Origin of the sequence: Streptococcus sp. Marseille-Q0941 (assembly GCF_943736975.1) — a bacterium.
In the GTDB taxonomy this organism is placed as follows: Bacteria; Bacillota; Bacilli; order Lactobacillales; family Streptococcaceae; genus Streptococcus.
The window spans coordinates 468,078-491,309 of sequence record NZ_CALSFO010000003.1; the positions used below are offsets into that span (position 1 = coordinate 468,078).

Below are 23,232 nucleotides of genomic sequence, written 5' to 3' on the forward strand. Positions count from 1 at the left end.
AAGGACTCCTAATCAAACAGCTGAGATAGATCTAACCCACCAAATGGATTTGAGTTGAGGCTGCTCTGAGAATTGAGTAAAAGTCTACTCTCATCTGACTCCAAAAACGCTTCATAAACACGGGCAGTCATTCGAGCATCTTCTAGACTATTATGAGATTGACCTTTAAAACCCAGAAAGCTAGCAACGGTTTGTAATTTTAGATTAGCAATTCCATGGAGATCGGTACTGCGTCTCTCTAAGGCTTCATTATAAACGTCAACTAGATATTGATGACTGTAGTCAAATCCATGCTCTAGTAGAATCGGTAAATCACTTTTTGCTGCATTATAGCCAATAAGAGGCAAGTTACCAACGAACTCTTGAAATTGTTGCAGGACTTCTTCTACCTTTGGTGCGCCTTTCAGTGTGTCCGAAGTAATCCCAGTCAAACTATTAATAAAACTCTTCAAAGGAACATCCGTGTATACATAAGAGTCAAATACTCCTACTTCTTCACCTTCTTTAAAATGCACCGCTGATACTTGAATCAAATGAATCTGATCCTGGTGTTTATTGAATTCTAAATCAAATGAGATATACTCTCTTAATGTTTCCATCTTATCATTCCTTATTGATTTTAAAAAGAAACCACCTGGTCTAATCCTAGAAACCAAGCAGTTTTTTCTTATTTTCCAAATAAGCGAGCAAAGAAGCCTTTCTTCGATGCCTGAACTTCTTGCTTAGCTTGATCCAACTCCAACTGGAGTGTTTCTTGATCCTTCATAGCTTGAAGGGTTAACTGTTGTTGTTGGTCCAATTGCTTATCTTTTTCAGCGATTTGGCGATCTTTTACACGCATCTGTTCATCTTTTTCAGCAAGTTGCTTATCTTTAGCTTTTAATTGCTCATAAAGACGGATAATCTCAGCGTTCTTTTCATCAACAAGAATCTCCATGAGCTCTCGTTGCTTTACTTCATCACTAACTGGTTCATCTTCAAAGATAGTCTTTTTGTAGATTTCTTCAAGTTTGATCAATCCACTGCGAGTAACAACAGTAACACCCTTGTCGTTTTTTGTAATATCTTCTTCAGGTAATTCCTTGACACGATTATTGATTGCTTGTCGAGATAGTCCCAAGACCTCAGCAATCTCACTGACAGTCATTTCAATACTCATAATATCCTCTATTTTTCTCTAGCTTTTCTTAAATTAAATCTTATCATAAGTAAGCTAAACTGTCAAATAACACTGTATTTCCAATGGTTTTTTAAGCTATAAAATTTTAAAAGAAAACCTTTCTTGGTTTGTATAGATTTTCACGTTTCTCCAATATAGCAAGTAGTTTCTCACCTTCGAAAGCTGCAACTTCTTTCTCGCTTCGTTCTAACTCAATAAAACGTCCAAAACGGACCTCTTCTGCCTGCTCCGGAGTAAGATAAACCTTAACTAAATCCCCTGTCCCAATCTCAATCGGATGTAGAAAATCGAGTTGTCCAGCCTCTACTTTTTCGGAAATTTCTTCTAAAGTCAGGGCGTCCTCGAGTTGCAAACCTGCAGCACTGGTACGTGTTAACCGAGACATATGGGCCGCATAACCAAGTTTTTCTCCAAGGTCAACAGACAACGTGCGAATATAAGTCCCCTTACTGCATTTCACACGAAAGGTAAATCTCGCAAGTCTATCCTCATAAGAAATCGGACTCGTTCTTTCAAAACTATAAATCGTTACCTGACGCTCAGGACGCTCGACCTCCTGACCAGCACGCGCATACTCATAGAGCTTGCGACCATTGACCTTGACTGCCGAATACATAGGCGGAATCTGAGTAATAGGCCCAGTCAGACTAGTAATTGCTTCATCGACAATCTTTTCATCTAGAGGAGCTAAGACAGGCGTCTCTGCAACTACTTCTCCACTGGCATCCTCGGTGGTCGTGGAATAGCCGAGAGTGATTTCTCCCTCATAGACCTTGCCCTCATCCTGCATAAACTCGACCATGCGTGTCGCCTTGCCAACCGCAATGGGCAAAACACCAACTACATCCGGATCCAAGGTCCCACCATGACCAATCTTCTTAGTTCCCAAAATCTTACGCAGTTTAAAAACCGCATCATGCGAGGTCATCCCCGCTTCTTTTTTTAAGTTGATAATACCGTTCATGTGTTGCTTTCTAATTTCCTTTCTCATCATGCGAATAATACATTTTTTTCATTCGTTCCAGTATCATTTAAACTAGCCTCGCAATTTCCAAATGAATCTATTTATTTATTAATCTAGTATTTACTTTTTTTATAACATAAAGAATAAAACTCCCCAAAATATCCAGTCCTATCAAAATTATAAATATTCTCCCAAACCAAATAAGCCAAAGGGGGGTGTATGAACTAGGACTAAAATAGCCTATATTATACATAATACCAAGGAATATTGAACAAAACAAAATCTCAAGGGAAATTCTAATTTTTGCTTTCTTTAAACTGAAATCCTTAAATAAATTTCGAAAAGTCTCTTTTTTCTTGGGTACATCTTCCCAATACTCCTTGCTTTGAGTTTTTAGATATAAAAGATAGGCGACTTCTGTGATGAGTTGGGAGAAGCCATAGCTAAAAAGTACCGCTGTTAGAATTCCTAAAACTAGCGCAAACTTACCAGAAAGAACACCGCCTAACATGGAAACTGTAAAAATAATGAGAAGAGAATTATTATTGTGGGCACTAGATTTCGCAAAATAATTACCTATTGTTCTATTGGTAGAAAAACCTTTTTTTAATTCTCTTTTTAGCCAAAAATAGTGATAAACAAAACCAGTAACTGTACAGATTAACAAAAAAGGAATGGTGTATAATGAGCGTTCGTTATATTCTTGCAAATTAGTCCCTGAATAAACAAGAATAATATAAGATATAAGTATCAAAGATAAAAAAATACCTATATAAGATAAAAGTAATAATATGGTTGATAAAATCTGTCTACGATAAATAAATGTCATTCCTAGCGGAATAAAGGTTGCCACGACAAGATAAATAACATAAATCAAAACAAAATCAAAAAAGTAATTTTCCAAAGGATTTATTCCGTAGCCTTTAACAAAATAAAAATATTGGAAAAGTAGAAACAATGCCGAAGCGAAGGCTCCTGTAAATGAAATCAACATCATACTTGCAGATGCGCGAGTGTTCGCTAAGCTTTTAAAATATGCTTTATTTAATTTTTCAACTTCTGTCACTGTTTTTTCTTTCCTTTTTTGAATCCAGTTTTTAATCTTTTCATCTTAGATAGAATAAAGCTCCCCAAAATATCCAGTCCTATTGCATAGATGAACAATTTGACACTCCAGACCAGCCAAATAGGTCGCTTAATGCTCTCATCTGAATAACCACTATAATTAATAATCCCTAATAATATTGCAAAAGCTACCATCTCAAGTGGGATACGAATTTTTGCTTTCTTTAAACTGAAACCCTTAAATAAATCTCGAAAAGTCTCTTTTTTCGTAGGCACATCTTCCCAATACTCCTTGCTTTGAGTTTTTAGGTATAAAAGGTAGGCAACTTCTGTAATCAATTGAGAAAATGCATAGCTGAAAAGAAGAGCTCCAAGAATTCCAAAAATAAGTATCAATTTACCTGAAAGAAGACCGCCTAGCATAGAAACTATAAAAATAATAAGGAGAGAGTTCTTACTATAAGCACTGGATTTTGCAAAATAATTACCCATTGTTCTATTGATAGAAAAACCTTTTTTTAACTCTCTTTTTAGCCAAAAATACTGATAAATAAAACTTAAAATTGTACAAATAACTAAAAATGGAATAAAAATTGGAGAATATAGAGAGAATCCCATAGTAAATTCCTTCGTTGAAATAGAAGTCACTATAATCAAAAGCATCATCAACTGCAGAGAAAAGTATATGAGCATATAGACTAGTAGCAAAAAAACTGTTGACAAAATTTGCTTTTTATATACAAAGAGACCAACTAATGGAATGAAAAATGCAATGATAAGGTAGAAACAAGAAATCAAGAGTAAATCAAAGAACCAATTCATAAATGGATTTATTAAAGAGACTGTATTAAAATAGTAATAAAAAACGAAAATTTCTAGTGCTAATATAAATACTCCTGTCCATGAAATAACCATCATCGTCGCAGATGCCCGAGTATTAGCTAAACTTTTAAAATATGCTTTATTTAATTCTTCAACTTCTTTCACTGTTTTTTCTTTCACTTTAATCTCCTACATTGACCTAACTATAAGTTCGTTTAATTAAAAATCATAGATTGATCAACTTATTCTAATCTTTTGATAAATTAAAAAAATCTCTAGGACTCAATCTTTCAATTAAATATCTTTATTACTTAATTCTTTGTATAACTGTCTCAATATCATGCTGCGTTTAATCAATTTGGTATTTAAAATAGTGTATACGATAAAATATGATGATAAAGTTAATACAAGACTAATATAATTACCCGAACTTATAAAAATTGCAGCAGTCACTATTCCTATAATCAAAAAACAGAGCATCGTTATATATAATATTAAAACATTCCTTTTTTCTTGCTTTAAAAAGTTTTGATAGTTTCTTAAATCAATTTGAAATTCTTCTAACTCAATGACACGATTTAAAACATAATAAAGTAATAAGCTACTACCAATACTAATGATAATATAAGCAAGGACCAAAGACAGCAACCGAAAATCTGTTGGTACTTCCCCATTTTTACTTATACTTCTTAAAACAATATATAAAACAAGAGCAATTGAACTGTAACCAGTAATGGCAGTTGCTCCAATAGTTTTATCCTTTGTTGGATATAAAAGTTGATGATTTTCATTGTTATAATAGACAGATTTTTCCTGATATATACCTAGGACAATAAAATTTTTAGTGTTACTTTTCATAATTATCTTTCTCATTTATAAGTTTTATACAGTTCATTTATGATTTTTCCTCTTTGGAAGATTTTATTATAAAAGAACATAAAATATATAGTCATAAATAAAACTGAAACAACTCCCCATGAAATATTGCCATATGTGATAAAGAGGTATGCAAAGAATATTATAATTAGTGGTAATATGATAAGAGATAAATAGGTAAAGAAGACATTTTTTCGCTCTCTTAACACAAAGTCCCTCATTGCTTTTTTCTCTAATTGAAGTTCTTCCACTTCTTTATCACGATGGAAGGTCGCATAACAAACAACAAAGGCTGTTATAAAGGAAATCAGGATGCCTATCATTAAAAATTGATATCTTCCCGGAATGGTTAAATAGTATTTGGAATTGACTTTTCCAATTATGCCATAAATAATCATGATCATGCTACTGCCAGCAGTTTCCAAAAAAGAAGTCTTTTTTCTTACCATGTATAAACTAGAATCTTTTTTATCAAAATAAACTGGATTTTTATCAATTGTTCCTATCGGAACCATATTTTTAAATATAATTTCATATATCATTTTCCTTAGTGGAATATTTTTTATCTAACATATGAACCACTTTAAATCTCTGTATTGGTTTCGTGTTTAATAACAATAGAGGAAACATAAAAAATAAAATGGCTAAAAACAAAAATAAAAAATTAGAAGTCAATAAATAAACTATAGAAAAAAGCACTGGAAGAAGAAATGCCAATAATATAATTAGATAGCTCTTAACTATATTTTTCTTCTCATTTTTAAGAAAAGTTATCATATCAACGTTTGAAAGCACAAAAGGACTAATAATTAATTCTTCATTCAAAGCTGGTCTGTAGAGGAGTTTTGAGACAATGATCACAGGAGACACTTTAAACTTTGTTTTAGAATGACCTAAGAACATCTTGTCTGTTTTCTTATCAAAAAAAAACTGTTTCCCCTTCAAAATTACCAATTCCTACAAATTCAACGTCCTTTAACTTTATAATTTGTTTTTTGTCCAAGAGAATCTCCTATCACTGAAATACAGTTCCAATACCACTGAAAAAGTCAGATACTGCATTACCAACACCATCTATAACTTCTTTACCTGCTTTTACTACATCATTTGTTATTTTTGTGACTTCCTTTCCAACAGTGTTATCATAAATCATATCAAATACAGCATTACCTGCAATTGATAAACCTACTCCTATTATAAACCTTGCAGCAGCTCCAACAATACCACCTACAGCAGTTCCTGCAACTGGAATAGGGATAGCTGAACCAATTGTTCCTCCAATAGCCATTGCAGTATTCGAAACAACCGTATGAACACCTGTTTTAATAACTGCGTTCGGAACATTTTCTCCTGCTGAAACTTGTGAAGTGAAATCAATTGCAGGACCAATAAATGCCATTGCTCTACCTATTTCAGGACCAGACTTGGCAAAAGTTTCAATTCCTTCACTCAAACTTCTAATGACTCCTGAAGAGGAATTACTAATACCATCAAGTACATTGGGTGAAATTAGTCCATTAGTACCTAGGTTAATAAAGTTTCCGACTGAATCACTTAGTTGATATAAGGTGCTAAGTACTCCTCCTAGAACAGTTTGTATTCATTTTATAAGTTCTAAAAAGGAAACAAACATGAGTCATTTTAAGTCTCTTTATTTCCTTAAGTTTTCTATTATCCTCAATTCATTTTTTCTCGAACCCCTACCATGATATCTGTGTATAAAACATCATTTATCTTACTTGAAATATAAAATACCGGTGTAGATTCTTCTAAGTCATTGTCAAGCAATAATTTGGTTAGCAGGTATATAGCCTTATCAAAGTCAACAGCTTCCTCTCCAGTAACTCGTACTCCTGCCATTTGAGGAACTAAAAAATAGCTGTTATAGGCTGTCCCTTCCATTATTTCTTCTTTTCCTAGATAATCCTCATGAACGGGAAGATAGACTGTGATGTTGTATGTTCCATCATCCAATTCTCCTATATGAGGGCATGAGTAAAAGGGATTGCTCTTGGGTGTGTATCCTGCAGCTACGGCTGTTTGAACCATATCTTGAAAGGCTACTTCAATCTCATCACCGACAATATTATAGTTCACACTCAAAACATTACTTATCATTAATGATTGATTCATACCATATGTAATTTCTGCCATTTTACTTCTCCACTGGGATAATCAAATCTACAAACAAATCATCATAAACAGGTATCAAGACCAGATATAACTTGTCTTGCAATTCCCAACCATGTTCACGAATATAAGCCTTCATCTCCTCAATTGTTTCATCCAAGCTACCATCAAATAGAACCCGCTTGCTAATTCCTTCTATATCTAGAGATGCCTGATAATCCAGTTGACTTGTTGGCTCTGCTTCAGATATAACTGGAATATAGACTCCCACATCTTGCTTTTCTTCATCAAACTGAGTTGGAGTCATTTCAAAAATGGTCGGACCATCTTTATAGATGCCATTGGTGTAGGGTAAGAGTTCTGTGTGGACAAACAACTCCAATAGTTCGTCCGCTTGAATCTGGACCTGGTCTGTCATCAAATGATCCATATGAATCTGGATTTCTTTAATCATGTTTCTTTTCCTTTTTAAATCTATTTTTATCAAATTCTTTATTTTGAATCAAATCCGAAGACACTTCTATATGCTTGATTGGTCTTGTTTCCTCAACATCATGGCGGTGTTGGTATGCATAGATAATATAAAACCACGTAGCATAAAACAAATGCCCAAAGGTCATCGAAAATAAGGATACACCCCATCCCCAAAAATATTCATATCCAATTATCGCCAAAAATATACAGACACACGATATAATAAGCGGGGGAGCGAATACAAAGTTAAGCATAACTTTGCTGGCTTTCTGCGAGATAATTTCTTCAGAGTCCAAATTGACCAAGCAGCTCATGACGACTATAACAATAATGGATTGAATAAGAGGGAGGGATAGCTTTAGACCAATAAAGTTATGGTCCCCACTCATAGCACCAAAACCAATAATGATATAAATATGACCAGTCAAATACATGAGATAGGTTCCAAAACTAGTTAAAATTCCTCGCCTAAGATCCAGTAAAAATACCAGATTTAAAATCCAAACAACAATTCCTGTCATAATCAATCCTTGATACAAAGAGGGATTGTTGAGTACCTCTAATCCTCCTGCAAAAAACGCCAAAAAGGATATAGGATATAAAATAAAAATCCCATTTAACACCCCCCAAAGAGGAACCGGTCCCTTTATTCTACTTCTTTGAAATTCAAATGTTTTTTTAATTCGTTCCAGTATCATTTAAACCATCCTCTCATGCCTTTGATCAGGCTATTGTCGCATTAAAACTTTATACATCTGACCTATGTCTTAATGGATAAAGTATATACCCCCACGAAAGAAATAGGAAAGGTGAAAATAGCAATTGTAATCCAAATAATAACCAAGAAGCAGCAGGGTTTCCTATTAAAATAAGTAAGATAACTGAAATTACAATAATAGCTCCTGGGATACCAAAAATTACACTAATAACTTTTTCTTTCAGCACTTGCTGACCATCAACACCACCTAATAATAGCATAAGAAGAAAAATTATTATTGGATATAAAAATATTGCAAATAAGTGAAATAAAAGGAATTGTTCTCCTCCACCTAGTCCTATTACAGCAAAGGGAGCAGTTATATATGTAACAACACCCATAATATAGGTAATTAGTCCCGTTGCAAAATTACTTTGTAACTTTGACATTAAAATAATTATAAAAGAAAATAACTCTAAAACTACTGCTATGATATTTATAGAATTGAAAACATATTGATTTACAAGGCTATTTGCTGCCATAAAGAACATGAACATTATCAAAGGAAATATAACAAATACTTGGGTTAGTGTCCCCCACATCGGAACAGGTCCCTTAGCATTATTTAATATATCTATCAATGTTCTATAAAATCGTTTCTTCATTTAAACCATCCTCTCATGCCTTTAATCAGGCTATTGGCACTTTTTTTAGATTTTTTTATGTAGCATCAATAACAAATCTATAGGTAAATACCCTACTATTCACCTCTGTCTCTCCAATTCTTTATGATAGTATAAATAAAATGTATCAGTAATCCTACTAAAAATGCGAACAAAGGGCGTAATGATACCAAGCTTACACCTACAACAAGGAAGGCTGATAAAAAATAAATGATAAACGCCTCTAACTTAGAAGGTTTTCTAGCCTCTGGAATCATATCTAAGTGTTCCTTCGTTATAGCTGAGCGATTACTGAATTGATAAAAGAAACGATATCTTGCAGATAAAGAATCAATATCTAAAAAGTCATACCCCCTAATATAATCAATTACGTAAAACATCAGTAAATTGTCAATTTCGTCAATATTTTCAGTATAGAGAGAAAAGTTTCTCTTTCCAGCAATTGCAATATTACTTGCAGCATAAACGGCAATCGGAATGCCATCTTTTGTGACAGGTAAAATATCTCCTTTACTACCTGAACCTACACACTTCATTTCATAGTTATTTAAATTGAATTGAAAAACTCCATACCAGTATGCTTGTTCCCATAAATGTTCAAATCTTTTTTCTTCATAATAAATCAAATCCTTATTTAACCCTCTTGCGACTATTCTTTTTCTTTTAGAAATATATTCTGATTCTTTCAAGACAAGAATTTCTACATCTTTTGCATATAGACGGTAACCTTCCTCTTCTTGAACGATTTCAATTCTTTCAGTCCAATGTTCATCATCAGGTAATTTTGACTGAAGGATAAATCCTTCTGAGTTTCCAAGTAATTTTAATTGTATTTCCATGTTTTACCATCCTATTGATAAGCACAACCCAAATGGTCCTAGTTTCATTTTTGCCTCTGCTTTTTCAATAACTGGATACCAATTTATTATCATGTCAGACTTCACACCTTCTCTAACACGAACAACACTCCCAATCGATAAAGCGGTACGTTCTGACATCAGTTTTCTCCTTCTAAATATTTCTGCGCTTCCTGAACATAAAAGAGTTCTGGATTTTCATGAGAGATACTTTCAAACAAACTACGGGCACGTTCTTCATCTCCTTTTAGCTGAGCATTGAGAGCTCCGTAATAAGAAAACATGATTCGGGCTAATTTATTTTCTGGTTCGGTAGTATCGAAGTAGTCGTGCACTTCTCCATTGAGTATTTTTGATACTGGTTCAATTAAATCCAATATTCTATTTTTGTCAATTCTTTTAATTTTTTCCCAATCACAAGGTATTGAAAGTTTAGAAATATCATCTATCTCTCTTAAGTGAAGATAGGATAATGATTCTATAAATACGATATTTAGTTCATAAATACACTTTACATTCCATTTAGAACGTTTAACTCTTATTCGTTCAGTATATTGGATTGCCTCACTAAAATTTCCTTGATACAACGAACATCTAGCTAAACCCATATTTAATGCATTTAAATTCCCTGTTTTATTATCAGGACGCCTTTCATAAGTTTCAGTTAAAAGAGAAATATATTTTGTAAAATTTACTTGCTCGTATAAAATAACTTCTGCAACGTGATTTACTAAAAAATGAGTTATTACAACGATAATAGTCAGTAATGTTAGAAATATAAGCAGTAATGTAGTCACGACGGTTGATTTTACAAATAATAAACTAATTGCTGTTGCTATAATTGTCCAACGTAGGTAAAATAAAATATAAACTTCCAGTATACTGCAAATTTTAACTGATGACCAATTCAAAATATTCTTAGAAATATTATCTAACATAAAAAAACTCCTATTTCTCCAATAGCTATTGCTACAACTGAACTAATTAGAATAATAGTCTCTATTTGTAGAAGAGTGTTCTCCGTCGCTGAACTGACTATTTTTTTTACTAATTTCATATGTTACTCTCTTATTCCTCTGCTCCTAAATATTTCTTCGCTTCCTGAACATAAAAGAGTTCTGGATTTTCATGGGCTATGCTTTCAAACAAACTGCGAGCACGAGCTTCATCTCCTTTTAATTGAGCGTTGAGGGCTCCGTAATAAGAAAACATGATTCGAGCTAATTTATTTTCTGGTTCCGCAGTGTCGAAATAGTCATTCCCTTCTTGATTGAACACAATATCTTTTATGGCTTGGGCTTGAGCAACGAACTTAGCCTTACTATCTTTCGAATCTGGCGCCTTGGACAATTGTTCCTCAAAGAAAGCAATATCTTGCGCATCTTGAAGATGGATGGAAACTTTTAATAGCTCATAGGTTGATATTAAAAATGTATGGTTCCTGAATCTCTTCCAAATTTTCTTCAAATCATATTTGGACATATTTTCCTTGGCAGATTGAAAATCCCCTTTTAGATAAGCCACTTGACCTTGGATAAATTGGCAATACTCACGATATGTTGCCCTAAAAATCTTAATGGATTTCTCGGACTGAACCCTGAACATGTCTTCATATAGCTTAAGATTAATAGAATCGTTTAACACTAGATAAATAACTTTGTTTAGGACAAAACGTAGGTATAAAACTAGACTAGCAATTAGTACTACTACTACTACTAATATTACTCCCCACTTTTCCGTATCACTTTGGAAAATTAAAAACACAGCCAACACATCCAAAACAAGTCCAATAATTGAGCTAATTTGACTAATAGTCTCAATTTGTAGAAGAATATTCTCTGTCGCCCTACTTACTATTTTATTTACTAATTTCATATGTTACCCTCTTATTCCTCTACTCCTAAATATTTCTGCGCTTCCTGAACATAAAAGAGTTCTGGATTTTCATGGGCGATGCTTTCAAACAAACTGCGAGTACGAGCTTCATCTCCTTTTAATTGGGCATTGAGAGCACCGTAATAAGAAAACTTGATTCGAGCTAATTTATTTTCTGGTTCAGCAGTGTCGAAGTAGTCATTCACTTCTTTATTGAACACAATATCTTTTATGGCTTGGGCTTGTGCAACGAACTTAGCCTTACCACCTTTCGAATCTGGTGCCTTGGACAATTGTTCCTCAAAGAAAGCTATATTTTGCGCATCTTTAAGATGGATAGAAGATAGAAATTCATAATATAATTTCTTAAATTCAAATATTTTTCTATTTTTTTTAGAAATATTAGAAAGATTGAGATTTGAATATTGACTAAGTGATAATAAAAAATCTCCTCTGAGGTAAGATAATTCTCCTGTGATTAATTCAAAACTTACTTCATTAAATTTCTTATTAAACTTATTGGAATGACTAACACTGTATTCAAAGAAAGATTGATATTTCTTAAAATCAATCAAAGTCTCCTTACAATATAGAAGAACTTTCCATGTCAATAAACTTAAAAAGATGCCAATAACTATAAACAATACCGACAAAAATAACAGATAACGTACTGCAATAATATTTTGTTTATACAATAAAAACAAACTCAAAATGGCCATATAAACTGCAACGACTACTAAATATGTAGATAATCTGATACAAATATTATAAACAAATGTTTCATCTTTATTTGCTAATAATTTAATCAAGCTTTTCAATTTTATAAAAATCCTCCAAATAAAATGGTTTACTAGATTCTCTCAGTAAAAAATTTTCAAAATCACCTTCATCTTCAACTATTTTATACGTTCCATTAATAACTATAAAATAGTCATTATTAATCATGTAGTGTCCATCAGAAAGTCCAGAAAAATCAATGTCTTCTAACTTCAATTTGTCACTTTCACTAAGTGTTAAACATAAACGAAGGGCTCCCTCTTTCATATAGTCTTTAAGAGAAATTGCTGCATATCCTCCAAATGCTTGTTTTTCTGGACTAGATGAGTTTTGATTTTGAACTGCTTTTTCTTTAATAAAAGAAGTGATTCTAAATGAACGTGATATTTGAAAACCTGGGCTAGCTAATGGCTGATCTTCAGCATCAAATACAGATAAATCATAGCCTTTCTTTTTTATAGCATCTTCTACTACTGATATAAAATCTTTTAGAACTATTTGAGCCTCATCACTTGAAATAGCATTTTTTATAAATTCCTTTAGGCCGTAATCTTGATCAATGAAAGTAACATATTTCAATTTTTGACGCGTGTACTTAGCACCCACTCTTATGGAAACTCCCTTATCGAAAACATCAAAGACACCAACATCGGAAATATTACTATCATAGTATGTAGACTTAAGTGTTAATTCGTAGTTCAAGCCCCTAGAATGATAAAACTCTTGTAATTGTTGTACTTTGGCATTATTTCTCAAGTAAGTTTGAATTTCACTACCTAGAAATGGAGAAAAAATTCCCGCTAAAAGTATAATGAGTAGAATTCTACTCACTTTTTGATTATAGTCATCCTTTTGATAAATCCAATCTAAATACGGAAATAAAAATAAAGAAAAAATGAAACTCCAAAGATCCAGATCTTTTATAAAGTCAAAGGAAACGATCATTTTAAATCTTAGTAAAAACATGAGAAATATTGCAAAAAAAACATTGCCAATCAATAGGAATGCAATCAAACACTTCGTTCGATTTTTTGCCTTTATCACATAAGTTATACCTACAATAAGATTGGCCAAAAAGCTAATTCCGTAGCCTAAGATTGTTGGAACAAGGCCAAAAATACCAAATAATAAACTATATCTTGAGTCTGTGTCACTTACACCTTCAATATTTAAAAGACCATATAGGAGATTAAGAAGAAACACAACTAATGGTAAATAGGCAATATATACATCCGTAAATTTTAGAGTTTTTTTGATAGTCAAGTTCACTCTCCCTTCAAGGCATCAAACTTAGCCTTCATGGTTGGATTTTTACGTGTCAGTTTTTTGACTGAAACATCATCCAACTTATTGTTTGCAAGGCGGAGTTGGTTTTCGGATGTGGTGAGGAATTTCTTGACTTCTTCCATCCGCTTGATGGCTTTGTCGATTTCGTCAATAGCCTTACCGAAGTTGACAGATGCTGAATTGTAGTTCTTGGCAAAGGCTACCTTGAAAGCTTCCAAGTCTTCTTCAAAATGAGTAATATCAATATTTTGTTCTCGGATAAGTGCTAATTCTTGCTTGTATTTAAGAGAGTTAAGAGCCGCATTGCGTAAAAGACCAATCAACTGGATGAAGAACTGAGGACGAACGACATACATCTTCTCATACTCGTGGCTGACATCGACAATCCCAGTGTTGAAGTAGTCGTTATCTGCTTCAAGCATAGATACCAAAACTGCATACTCACAGTTTTTCTCACGACGATCCTTGTCCAATTCCTTGTAGAAATCGGCATTCTTATGCTTCTTCTCCGTACCATCAGCTTCATTTTTCATCTCAAACATGATGGAAATGAATTCTAGGCCATTTTCATCAAAATCACGGAAAATAAAGTCACCTTTAGAGCCACGAGCTGAGACTTTATTGTCCTTTTCAAAGTAAGCATTTGGAAAGGCAAAACTACGAACCTTGTTAAACTCACTCTCCGCATACTGCTCCAGACTTTCCCCAATAGCCTTGGTTGATTGTTGGGCTTTGAAATTCTTGTAGAACTCGACCTGTTCATTGGCAGCCTTAAGCTGAGCTTCATAGTTTTGCTTAACTGAAGTCAGAGAAAGCTCGTTTTCTTTTTCTTGTAAAAGGAGCTGGTTTTTAATCTGGTCGCGTTCTTTTTCTAAATCAGACAGTGTTTTTTGCAGTTGATTCTCATGCTCCAAGCGCAAGGTAGCTAGTTGATTTTCAAGTGCTTGGACTTCTTTTTCTTTCTCTAGTATGCTTTGACTCGCACTTTGCTCAACTTCTTTCTTAGCTAATTCTTTTTCGGTGTCAAAGTTGTTAATTTGACTTTGAAGCTGGACTATTTCTTGGTCTTTTTGAGCAAGTTTAGTCTGTTGTTCATTTAAGACTTTTTGCTCCACTAATGTTAACTCTTGCTCCAATCTCTCATGCAATTCCTTGTCAAACTCTACAGTTCGAACTTGAGAAATCAACTCTGCATATTGACTTTCATTTACTGTAAAAACTTCCCTACAATTTGGACATTTAATTTCGTTCATGATTTTCCTCTGTATTTAACATTACTACATTCATTATAGCATGGATAAACAAAAAGAAAAAGTTGGAATCAATCCAACTTTTAATCTACGTATGTATCTTCGTTCCTGTTTAAAAAGGCGTAAGGCAATCCAATCAGAAGACCACCACCGATGAAGTTACCAATAAAGGTAACACCCCAGTGACGAAGAATATTTCCAATACCGAAGTTTGCAATAGAATCAGCGGCAACACTAAACTTAACAATAGCAAAGGAAGCAAAGTTTGCGGCGATGTGCTCATTTGTTAAGAATACAAACATATAAATGGCTGATAGAACCAACCAAAGCTTAGCTCCACCATCTTTCACTAAAACGAAAGAAAGAATGGCGATGTTTACAAAGATATTAGCTAGAATACCTTCAAGTAATACTAGTTCGTTGGAACGACCTAGCTTCATCTCCACGACTCCAGAAATAAAGCTATCATGTGTTAGATTAGCGTAAGCCGCTGAATGAGCGAATCCCCAACCAGCGATAAGCGCTCCGATTAAGTTAAAGAAAGTACAATATAGAAGAATTTCAGCTGTTTTTCTCCAGCTAATTTTTTTCAAAAAGCTACCAGCTGTCAAGAACATCATGTTTGATGTAACTAACTCAGCATTCAGGAAGACGATATAGGCTAATCCCCAAGCAAAAACAAAGGGGAAAAGGAAGCGTCCACTACCTGGTGCAATCTTATTAATCAAGTCAGCTCCAACTGCACCAGCTGCTGTACTAAACGTTAAGAAAGCACCCGCAAACATTGAACGAATCGCATATTTGAATTTACTTTGACTATAAAGACTTTCTTTTTTCTTACAAGCAAATTCAATTTTTGAAATAAATTCTGATGAAACCATATAAACTCCTAAAACTTTTATTTGTGAATATTATAACATAAAATCGATATAATGGAAAGGCTTTCCAAAAGCAATTCCATTATTTTTGAAAAATAAGATAGGCTATTATGAAAAATGAATCCTGATATTGTATTTTTGTGTTTGTTTTTTAGATTCTTGACAAGTAAATCATTTTGTTTGGACTTGCCAAAGAAAAAGGCTAGTGATTTCCCACTTTTTAGTTCCAGACATAAAAAATATCTTGCTCCATTTAGTTTAACACTAGGAAGAAATTTGATGTCTATACTTTTAATCTCGCTCAAGGGGATCGTTCGATTTTTAAAAACAAATGCATTATGAATAAAAAAATATCCTTTTGAGATATGAAATGGGGCCCGAAAATCTCCACCACTTTTCTTAGAAATACTAAATCGACGCCATAAAATTAATAAAAGGACAAAACCTAAAAAGTAAATACTAAAGTTGAAAGCAGAGGATTCCAAGATCTTTTTAAAACCATTCCAAAAATAATCGAACATTTATATAATCCTTCTTTTTTTCTTTATTATATCACTTTTATGACTTCTTTAGACTTTGAAGAAAAGAAAAAAGCTGAACAAGGTTCAGCTCTATTCTTTTAATTAAAAATGAATCATCCTATCTTGTCAAATCAATACGTTGACCAATTTTACCAATGATAATTGCTCCGACAATTAGTGAAGCGAATTCCCCGATACCAGTAGTGAACCATGTAAAGAAGAATGGTGCCTCTGCTACGATATGCAATTCAGCAGCAATTGTTATCATTGAAATTGAAAATAGAATCGAAAAGAAGAAATGATCTTTACGAATCAATCCATTAAAAAGATAGTCTTTGCTGTATTTGCTAAACAACAAAACTCCTAAACTTAGGAAGACGAGTGTTGAGCCACCACCAACAGCGACATCAATAAGTCCGAAACTGAAGAAATTAGCAATCATACATCCAAACGTAACACCGATAATATACTTAGGATTGTAAAAAGCTAGGAAATTCATCATTTCAGAGATACGGAACTGATAGGCACCATAACTAATAGCATTAAGTGGTGGTGTGATTGTCAAAACCACATAGATAGCAGCGACAATGGCAATGTCTGCCAAATCACGGACAGTTAGTTTTTTCATGTTTTCTCCTTTAGCGGCTATCCCGCGTGTAATATGCTTGGTGAAAGAAGCTAAGCACCAAGGGTTGAGCAAGTCAACTTTATTAGTATAGCACATTTATCAGCTTTGTGCTATACTATTCTTATGAAAAGATACATTAAAAAATTTTTCGATAATGAAATTTTGTCCTATTTATTTTTTGGAGTAGCAACTACCGTAGTATCAATATTTGTCCGCATCGCCATCTTTTATTTAACACAACAAGAGTTAGTTGCGACTGCCTTGGGGAATATTGCTGGAATTCTATTTGCCTTTTTTACAAATGACACTTTTGTATTTAAGCAACAAAGAAAAAATTGGTTTAATCGATTAATTAAGTTTACCTCTGCAAGACTAATAACATTTTTATTAGATCTTCTACTAACTTTTATTTTTGTAACAAGCTTCCCCCAAATCATTGGTTACTTTGTTGGAAATGATATTAATACAATTAATACAGTTGAAATATTTATTGCGCAGGTTACGATGGTTGTTCTCAACTACGTTTTTAGTAAGCTTTTTGTATTTAAAAAAAAATAAGCACTTTTCTTGCATTTAATATAAATTTACGATATAATCTAGTCTGAAAAATTTCGAAAGGAAAAAGAAAATGTTAAAAGATCTTAAAGCATTTTTGCTCCGCGGTAATGTCGTAGATCTTGCTGTCGGTGTGATCATCGCCACTGCATTTGGTGCTATCGTAACTTCATTCGTTAACGATATCATCACTCCACTTCTATTGAACCCAGCTTTGAAAGCTGCGAACGTTGATCGTATCGCTGAACTTTCATGGAATGGTGTTGCTTACGGAAGCTTCTTGAGCGCTATTATTAACTTCATCGTTATTGGTACTGTTCTCTTCTTCATGGTTAAAGGAATCGAAAAAGCTCAAAGCCTTACTAAGAAAGAAGAAGTTGCTGAAGAAGCTCCAGCTGGTCCAACTGAATTGGAAGTTCTTCAAGAAATCAAAGCACTTCTTGAAAAAAAATAAACATTTAAAAGGATTTAGATATCGTCTGAATCCTTTTTTACTTCTTTCATTTTGACTTATATTTGTCTTGAGTAAAACTCCTATTTTTGATATAATGATGAGAGTTTCCACCCTTAGTGTAATGGATATCACGTAAGATTCCGGTTCTTGAAATGGGGGTTCGATTCCCTCAGGGTGGATTATAGATAGAAAAATTAATAATTAAAAAGCAGTGTAGTATCACTGCTTTTTTTATTTATATCTACACCTGCTCCGATAATTCTTCCCACTCTAGCATAGCTTCTTCCTGACGCTGACTGATCTTATCTAGTTCTGCTTGTAATTGCATGAGTTCATCAGCATCATTGGTAGTGTGCATTTGTTCAGAGATAGCTTGGGCTTGAGTTTCCAGTTCTTCGATTTCTGCCTCAAGACTCTCGATTTGTCTCATTAATTTACGCAGTTCTTTTTGACTCTCTTTTTGAGCTTGGTAGTCATTAACTGGAGAAACTTCTTTTTCTTGGTTAATAGCTGACGCTTCTTCTGCTTGGCTAGCTACTAGCTCTGCTTTTTTATCAACATAATAGTCATAATCACCTAGATAAAGGGTTGATCCATTCTCAGATAATTCCAGCACATGAGTGGCTACACGGTTGATGAAATAACGGTCGTGACTGACAAAGAGAAGAGTTCCATCAAAGTCAATCAAAGCATTTTCCAATACTTCCTTGCTATCGATATCTAAGTGGTTGGTCGGCTCATCGAGAATCAGGAAGTTATTATTTTCCATGGAAAGTTTAGCCAGAAGCAAACGAGCTTTCTCTCCACCTGACAGCATGCCAACTGATTTCTTAACATCGTCACCTGAGAAAAGGAAGGCTCCTAGGCGATTACGGATTTCAACCTCAGGTGTTAATTTGAAATCATTCCAGAGTTCATCAAGTACTGTATTGCTAGGTGTCAGTTTACTCTGAGTCTGATCATAGTAGCCAACCTCAACATTGGCACCCAAGCGCTTCTCACCCTTGATAAATGGGATCTGACCCACAATTGACTTGATAAAGGTTGTCTTCCCGATACCATTAGGACCAACTATTGCAACAGCATTCATCTTACGAAGGTCAAGGTTGATCGGTTCAGATAGTATTTCACCATCATAACCTATAGCAGTATTTTCAACTGTCAGAACGATATTTCCAGAGACTTTATTAGAGCAGAAGGTCATATTAGCTGATTTTTTCCCAGCTTCAGGTTTATCCAATCGCTCCATTTTCTCCAGTTGCTTGCGTCGAGATTGAGCACGTTTGGTTGTCGATGCTCGAACAAGGTTTCGATTAACAAAGTCTTCTAAAGCAGCGATTTCCTTCTGCTGCTTTTCATAATTCTTAGCTTCAGTTGCTAGCTTCTGTTCCTTTTGCTCCACAAAACTGGAGTAATTGCCAACATATCTATCTAAAGAATGTTTGGTTAAGTCCAGCGTTATGGTTGCTACCTTGTCTAGGAAATAACGGTCGTGGCTGACGATAATGAGAGCACCGCTATAATTAACTAGATAGTTTTCTAACCAGGCAATAGTCTCGATATCCAAGTGGTTGGTCGGCTCGTCCAAAACCAAGAGATTTGGTTTCTCAAGTAACATTTTCGCAAGAGCTAAACGTGTATTTTGACCACCAGAGAGCTCGGCTATCTTCATCTGCCACATAGATTCGTCAAACTTGAAACCATTTAAAATAGCACGGATATCAGCTTCATAGGTAAATCCTCCAGCCTGACGAAAATTTTCAGATAGGTGATCATAGTCAGACATGAGCTTATCTAGTTCTGCACCAGTCTTTTCCCCCATCTCTAGCTCCATTTGGCGAAGTTGTCTTTCAGTAGTATGTAGGTCGTCAAAGACGTGAAGCATCTCGTCATAGATAGTATTTTCTGATTCAAATCGACTATCCTGTGCTAAGTAAGAAAGGGAAATGTCTTTTTTCTTATTAATCTCACCAGAAGTTGGCTCTTCTTCTCCCACCAATATTTTCAATAATGTAGACTTTCCTGCTCCATTTTTTCCAACTAGAGCAATACGATCCCTTTCATCTACTTGGAGATTGATATTATCAAATAAAATTTCTCCAGCAAAAGACCGTTCAATTTTATTAGCTTGTAAAATAATCATGTAACTATTTTACTATCTTTTTCCATTTTTAACAATTCTAATAAAAAAAGTTCGAGATTTAAACTCGAACTTTTAAATGTTAGTAACCAATACCACCACGGAATGTACGTGCCATATCTTTTAAGTTATAGTTCTTAGAAGATGTGTCGATCGTCCATTTACCGTCTTTCTTAGTCATCTTGATTTCGTAACCTTCTTTTTGCATATTGTCACTAGTATCAAGTGGTGTTGAATCAAATTGACTTGGTGCATTTTCTAGAATGTATTTCTCACCAGCCTTCATAGCTTCTGAGTAGTTACTGTATTTTCCTTTGTTTTCGTCATAGAATTTACGGCTCAATTCATGAACATTCAAGTTATCCAAGTCGATTGTTTCTGGTCTTACATAGACAACTGCATAGTCTGGCAAATAAGTTTTTACTTTGTAATCAACTTTTGCTCTTTTAGCATTTGCTTTGATATATGCTTCTGCAAATGTACGAAGTTCAGAATCAGATGGTTTGTAATTGTAGAATCCTTTACCAAATGACTCGATAAATTTCTTAATAAATTCTTCTCTGTCTTTCTTCACGTCATTTGTGATCAAATCAGAATCGTTAGAAGATTTTTTATCATCAGATTTTTTGTCATCAGATTTTTTATCGTCTGACTTTTTATCTTCAAGTGCAACGATTTTGGTATTATCATTAGTAAAGCTTACGTTTGATGTACCACCAGTGTTTTCTCCATCTAGGTAAACAGCATCTACATATTTTTTCATAGCTTCTTTAGCTTCATCAATACTATCTTCGTATTAACTTGGGTCAACCTTGATAGCTACGTCATTTTTACCCTTTTTATTTTCTTTTACATCATCGTAAAAGCTTGGTGCAAAGTGAAGTTCATATTTAGCATCTTTATCAACTTCATAAACTACGTAACCAGCTACGCTCTTACCTTTAGACAGGCTATCTCCATATGACATGAATTTAGTTTTACTGTCTGACTCATAAATTTGAATTGGTTCAACTTTTTCGTCTTTTTCGTTGTAAAGTGCAATATCATGATAGGAAATCACTTTAAAAATATTGCAAATTTTTAAATATAATAAAATTTTACTTGTTCTTTAATTTAAATGAATCTTAAATTCATATAACTGAGCCACGCTATCGTTTTACTAAAACTTTAAATCATGGTATAATGAAGGCGATTAGATTATATATAAAGGAGATTTCATATGTCTTACCAAGAAAATTACCAAAAATGGTTTGATTTCGCAGAACTTCCAGACTATCTTCGCAAAGATTTGGAAAATATGGATGAAAAAACAAAGGAAGATGCCTTTTACACAAACCTTGAATTTGGTACTGCTGGTATGCGTGGATTGATTGGTGCTGGTACAAACCGCATTAACATCTATGTTGTTCGTCAAGCAACTGAAGGTTTGGCTCGGTTGATTGAGTCAAAAGGTGGAAATGAAAAGGAACGTGGTGTAGCCATCGCTTATGATAGCCGTCACTTCTCTCCAGAATTTGCCTTTGAATCTGCAGCGGTTCTTGCTAAACACGGTATTAAATCTTATGTTTTTGAAAGTCTCCGTCCAACTCCTGAACTTTCATTCGCCGTTCGTCACCTCAACTGCTTTGCAGGTATCATGATTACTGCCAGCCACAACCCTGCTCCATTCAATGGTTATAAGGTTTATGGTGAAGATGGTGGCCAAATGCCTCCACACGATGCAGATGCTTTAACAACTTACATTCGAGCTATCGAAAATCCATTTGCTGTGGAAGTCGCTGATGTAGAAGCTGAAAAAGCTTCTGGTTTAATTGAAGTCATTGGTGAAGCCATTGATGCTGAATACCTTAAAGAAGTAAAAGATGTAAACATCAACCCTACTTTGATTGAAGAATTTGGTAAAGACATGAAGATTGTCTACACTCCACTTCACGGTACTGGGGAAATGTTGGCTCGTCGTGCCCTTGCTCAAGCAGGATTTGATTCTGTTCAAGTTGTCGAAGCTCAAGCAACTCCAGATTCAGACTTCTCTACTGTTAAATCTCCAAACCCAGAAAGCCAAGCAGCCTTTGCACTTGCTGAAGAACTTGGTCGCCAAGTAGGAGCTGATGTTCTTGTTGCAACTGACCCTGACGCTGACCGTGTCGGTGTTGAAGTCCTTCAAAAAGATGGTAGCTACCTTAACCTTTCAGGTAACCAAATCGGTGCTATTATGGCTAAGTACATCTTGGAAGCTCACAAAAATGCTGGAACACTTCCTGAAAATGCAGCCCTCTGCAAATCGATCGTATCAACTGACTTGGTAACTAAGATTGCTGAAAGCTATGGCGCAATCATGTTTAACGTCTTGACTGGTTTCAAATTTATCGCTGAAAAAATCCAAGAATTCGAAGAAAAACACAATCACACTTACATGATGGGATTTGAAGAAAGCTTCGGATACTTGATCAAACCATTCGTGCGTGATAAAGATGCCATCCAAGCCGTCCTTGTTGTTGCTGAGCTTGCAGCCTACTACCGCTCTCGTGGTTTGACTCTTGCTGACGGTATTGAGGAAATCTACAAAGAGTACGGTTACTACGCTGAAAAGACAATCTCTGTAACTCTTTCTGGTGTAGACGGAGCTGAGCAAATTAAGACTATTATGGCTAAATTCCGTAACAGTGCTCCAAAAGAATGGAATGCAACAGCAGTTTCAATCACTGAAGACTTTAAAGCACAAACATCTACTACTGCTGACGGTACTGTTACAAACTTGACAACTCCTCCAAGTGATGTTTTGAAATACACACTTGCTGACGGTTCATGGATTGCAGTTCGCCCTTCAGGTACAGAACCAAAAATCAAGTTCTACATTGCCGTTGTAGGTGAAAGTAACGAAGATTCACAAGCTAAGATTGCTAACATCGAAGCTGAAATCAATGCTTTTGTAAGCTAAGAAACATAAAGAGGCTGGGCATAAAGCATCCAGCCTCTTATTTATGATAGTTATAACAGCAAGACGCAGTAGCTGATTGGCATCTTTGTTCGCCTTTTAAGCTCCAAAGATGATCTAATCAGCCTTGCGGGGGTGGGACAACGAACGATTTTTAGTCAAAATTCGTTCTGTCCCACTTCCT

At 34.5% G+C, this 23,232-nt stretch carries 27 protein-coding genes, 1 tRNA gene, 1 pseudogene and 1 riboswitch; of the genes and pseudogenes, 4 read left to right on the forward strand and 25 right to left on the reverse strand.

The features are described 5' to 3' along the window. Nucleotides 1–8: 8 nt before the first annotated feature. The 23 genes from NGI26_RS04195 to NGI26_RS04305 form a co-directional block, all read right to left on the reverse strand. Nucleotides 9–599: a 3'-5' exonuclease gene (locus tag NGI26_RS04195; protein ID WP_251936445.1), complete on the reverse strand. Its 591-nt coding sequence runs from the start codon at nt 597–599 to the stop codon at nt 9–11. Between the two features lie 68 nt (nt 600–667). Further along, nucleotides 668–1,159: a DUF536 domain-containing protein gene (locus NGI26_RS04200; RefSeq protein WP_004252719.1), complete on the reverse strand. Its 492-nt coding sequence runs from the start codon at nt 1,157–1,159 to the stop codon at nt 668–670. Between the two features lie 106 nt (nt 1,160–1,265). Continuing rightward, nucleotides 1,266–2,144 (reverse strand): tRNA pseudouridine(55) synthase TruB, encoded by an 879-nt coding sequence (truB, locus tag NGI26_RS04205; protein WP_251937201.1) that lies wholly within the window; start codon nt 2,142–2,144, stop codon nt 1,266–1,268. Nucleotides 2,145–2,241: 97 nt separating this feature from the next. Beyond that, a complete protein-coding gene (locus NGI26_RS04210) occupies nt 2,242–3,210 on the reverse strand; it encodes a hypothetical protein (protein WP_251936448.1) in 969 nt (322 codons plus the stop codon). Continuing rightward, nucleotides 3,207–4,211, reverse strand: coding sequence for a hypothetical protein (locus tag NGI26_RS04215; RefSeq protein WP_251936450.1), 1,005 nt, complete (start codon nt 4,209–4,211; stop codon nt 3,207–3,209). The genes NGI26_RS04210 and NGI26_RS04215 overlap by 4 nt, the downstream gene beginning before the upstream one ends. A gap of 114 nt (nt 4,212–4,325) precedes the next feature. Continuing rightward, nucleotides 4,326–4,904: a hypothetical protein gene (locus NGI26_RS04220; RefSeq protein WP_251936453.1), complete on the reverse strand. Its 579-nt coding sequence runs from the start codon at nt 4,902–4,904 to the stop codon at nt 4,326–4,328. Then, complete coding sequence (locus tag NGI26_RS04225) at nt 4,901–5,449, reverse strand: hypothetical protein (RefSeq protein ID WP_251936456.1); 549 nt, start codon at nt 5,447–5,449, stop codon at nt 4,901–4,903. The genes NGI26_RS04220 and NGI26_RS04225 overlap by 4 nt, the downstream gene beginning before the upstream one ends. Then, on the reverse strand, nt 5,439–5,852 hold the full coding sequence (locus tag NGI26_RS04230) for a hypothetical protein (RefSeq protein ID WP_251936458.1): 414 nt from the start codon (nt 5,850–5,852) through the stop codon (nt 5,439–5,441). Before NGI26_RS04230 ends, NGI26_RS04225 begins: the two co-directional genes overlap by 11 nt. Before the next feature lie 70 nt (nt 5,853–5,922). Then, on the reverse strand, nt 5,923–6,360 hold the full coding sequence (locus tag NGI26_RS04235) for a hypothetical protein (protein WP_251936461.1): 438 nt from the start codon (nt 6,358–6,360) through the stop codon (nt 5,923–5,925). Nucleotides 6,361–6,584: 224 nt separating this feature from the next. Further along, a complete protein-coding gene (locus NGI26_RS04240; protein ID WP_251936464.1) occupies nt 6,585–7,061 on the reverse strand; it encodes a DUF5085 family protein in 477 nt (158 codons plus the stop codon). A gap of 1 nt (nt 7,062) precedes the next feature. After that, the gene (locus NGI26_RS04245; RefSeq protein WP_251936467.1) at nt 7,063–7,491 is read right to left on the reverse strand and encodes a hypothetical protein; all 429 of its coding nucleotides are present in this window, start codon (nt 7,489–7,491) and stop codon (nt 7,063–7,065) included. Next, on the reverse strand, nt 7,484–8,209 hold the full coding sequence (locus NGI26_RS04250) for a hypothetical protein (protein WP_251936472.1): 726 nt from the start codon (nt 8,207–8,209) through the stop codon (nt 7,484–7,486). Before NGI26_RS04250 ends, NGI26_RS04245 begins: the two co-directional genes overlap by 8 nt. A gap of 49 nt (nt 8,210–8,258) precedes the next feature. Continuing rightward, the gene (locus NGI26_RS04255) at nt 8,259–8,873 is read right to left on the reverse strand and encodes a hypothetical protein (protein ID WP_251936476.1); all 615 of its coding nucleotides are present in this window, start codon (nt 8,871–8,873) and stop codon (nt 8,259–8,261) included. Between the two features lie 95 nt (nt 8,874–8,968). Continuing rightward, nucleotides 8,969–9,730 carry a hypothetical protein gene (locus NGI26_RS04260; protein WP_251936478.1) on the reverse strand — a complete coding sequence of 254 codons (762 nt, stop codon included), beginning with the start codon at nt 9,728–9,730 and terminating at the stop codon, nt 8,969–8,971. 3 nt (nt 9,731–9,733) lie between these two features. Next, the gene (locus NGI26_RS04265) at nt 9,734–9,889 is read right to left on the reverse strand and encodes a hypothetical protein (RefSeq protein ID WP_251936480.1); all 156 of its coding nucleotides are present in this window, start codon (nt 9,887–9,889) and stop codon (nt 9,734–9,736) included. Further along, on the reverse strand, nt 9,889–10,686 hold the full coding sequence (locus NGI26_RS04270; protein ID WP_251936482.1) for a hypothetical protein: 798 nt from the start codon (nt 10,684–10,686) through the stop codon (nt 9,889–9,891). Before NGI26_RS04270 ends, NGI26_RS04265 begins: the two co-directional genes overlap by 1 nt. 130 nt (nt 10,687–10,816) lie before the next feature. Further along, nucleotides 10,817–11,623 (reverse strand): hypothetical protein, encoded by an 807-nt coding sequence (locus NGI26_RS04275; protein WP_251936486.1) that lies wholly within the window; start codon nt 11,621–11,623, stop codon nt 10,817–10,819. 11 nt (nt 11,624–11,634) lie between these two features. Further along, nucleotides 11,635–12,432, reverse strand: coding sequence for a hypothetical protein (locus NGI26_RS04280; protein ID WP_502961303.1), 798 nt, complete (start codon nt 12,430–12,432; stop codon nt 11,635–11,637). Further along, nucleotides 12,425–13,669 carry a glutamyl-tRNA amidotransferase gene (locus tag NGI26_RS04285; RefSeq protein ID WP_251936491.1) on the reverse strand — a complete coding sequence of 415 codons (1,245 nt, stop codon included), beginning with the start codon at nt 13,667–13,669 and terminating at the stop codon, nt 12,425–12,427. Before NGI26_RS04285 ends, NGI26_RS04280 begins: the two co-directional genes overlap by 8 nt. Beyond that, nucleotides 13,666–14,940, reverse strand: coding sequence for a DUF2130 domain-containing protein (locus NGI26_RS04290; RefSeq protein WP_251936494.1), 1,275 nt, complete (start codon nt 14,938–14,940; stop codon nt 13,666–13,668). Before NGI26_RS04290 ends, NGI26_RS04285 begins: the two co-directional genes overlap by 4 nt. Before the next feature lie 80 nt (nt 14,941–15,020). Next, on the reverse strand, nt 15,021–15,818 hold the full coding sequence (locus tag NGI26_RS04295; RefSeq protein ID WP_251936497.1) for a formate/nitrite transporter family protein: 798 nt from the start codon (nt 15,816–15,818) through the stop codon (nt 15,021–15,023). Between the two features lie 17 nt (nt 15,819–15,835). After that, nucleotides 15,836–16,336, reverse strand: a complete 501-nt coding sequence (locus NGI26_RS04300; protein WP_353505217.1) for a hypothetical protein — start codon at nt 16,334–16,336, stop codon at nt 15,836–15,838. Between the two features lie 118 nt (nt 16,337–16,454). Continuing rightward, nucleotides 16,455–16,964, reverse strand: a complete 510-nt coding sequence (locus NGI26_RS04305; protein ID WP_251936500.1) for a QueT transporter family protein — start codon at nt 16,962–16,964, stop codon at nt 16,455–16,457. Continuing rightward, nucleotides 16,962–17,059: riboswitch (PreQ1 riboswitch) on the reverse strand. It overlaps the preceding gene by 3 nt. Before the next feature lie 28 nt (nt 17,060–17,087). Between NGI26_RS04305 and NGI26_RS04310 the strand changes: the two genes are divergently transcribed. The 3 genes from NGI26_RS04310 (at nt 17,088) to NGI26_RS04320 (ending at nt 18,152) form a co-directional block, all read left to right on the forward strand. After that, a complete protein-coding gene (locus NGI26_RS04310) occupies nt 17,088–17,522 on the forward strand; it encodes a GtrA family protein (protein ID WP_251936503.1) in 435 nt (144 codons plus the stop codon). A gap of 70 nt (nt 17,523–17,592) precedes the next feature. Further along, nucleotides 17,593–17,973 carry a large conductance mechanosensitive channel protein MscL gene (gene mscL / locus NGI26_RS04315; protein ID WP_251936507.1) on the forward strand — a complete coding sequence of 127 codons (381 nt, stop codon included), beginning with the start codon at nt 17,593–17,595 and terminating at the stop codon, nt 17,971–17,973. Nucleotides 17,974–18,080: 107 nt separating this feature from the next. After that, a tRNA-Arg gene (locus NGI26_RS04320) sits at nt 18,081–18,152 on the forward strand. A 62-nt stretch (nt 18,153–18,214) separates the two neighbouring features. On the opposite strand, the gene NGI26_RS04325 is transcribed toward NGI26_RS04320, so the two are convergent. Together NGI26_RS04325 and NGI26_RS04330 are read right to left on the reverse strand one after the other, a co-directional pair. Beyond that, nucleotides 18,215–20,116, reverse strand: coding sequence for an ABC-F family ATP-binding cassette domain-containing protein (locus NGI26_RS04325; protein ID WP_251936510.1), 1,902 nt, complete (start codon nt 20,114–20,116; stop codon nt 18,215–18,217). A 79-nt stretch (nt 20,117–20,195) separates the two neighbouring features. Continuing rightward, nucleotides 20,196–21,158 (reverse strand): annotated as a pseudogene (locus NGI26_RS04330) (DUF5105 domain-containing protein); the annotation flags it as partial. A gap of 174 nt (nt 21,159–21,332) precedes the next feature. Here NGI26_RS04330 and NGI26_RS04335 point away from each other — a divergent pair. Beyond that, on the forward strand, nt 21,333–23,051 hold the full coding sequence (locus tag NGI26_RS04335; RefSeq protein ID WP_251936513.1) for a phospho-sugar mutase: 1,719 nt from the start codon (nt 21,333–21,335) through the stop codon (nt 23,049–23,051). Nucleotides 23,052–23,232: the final 181 nt, after the last annotated feature.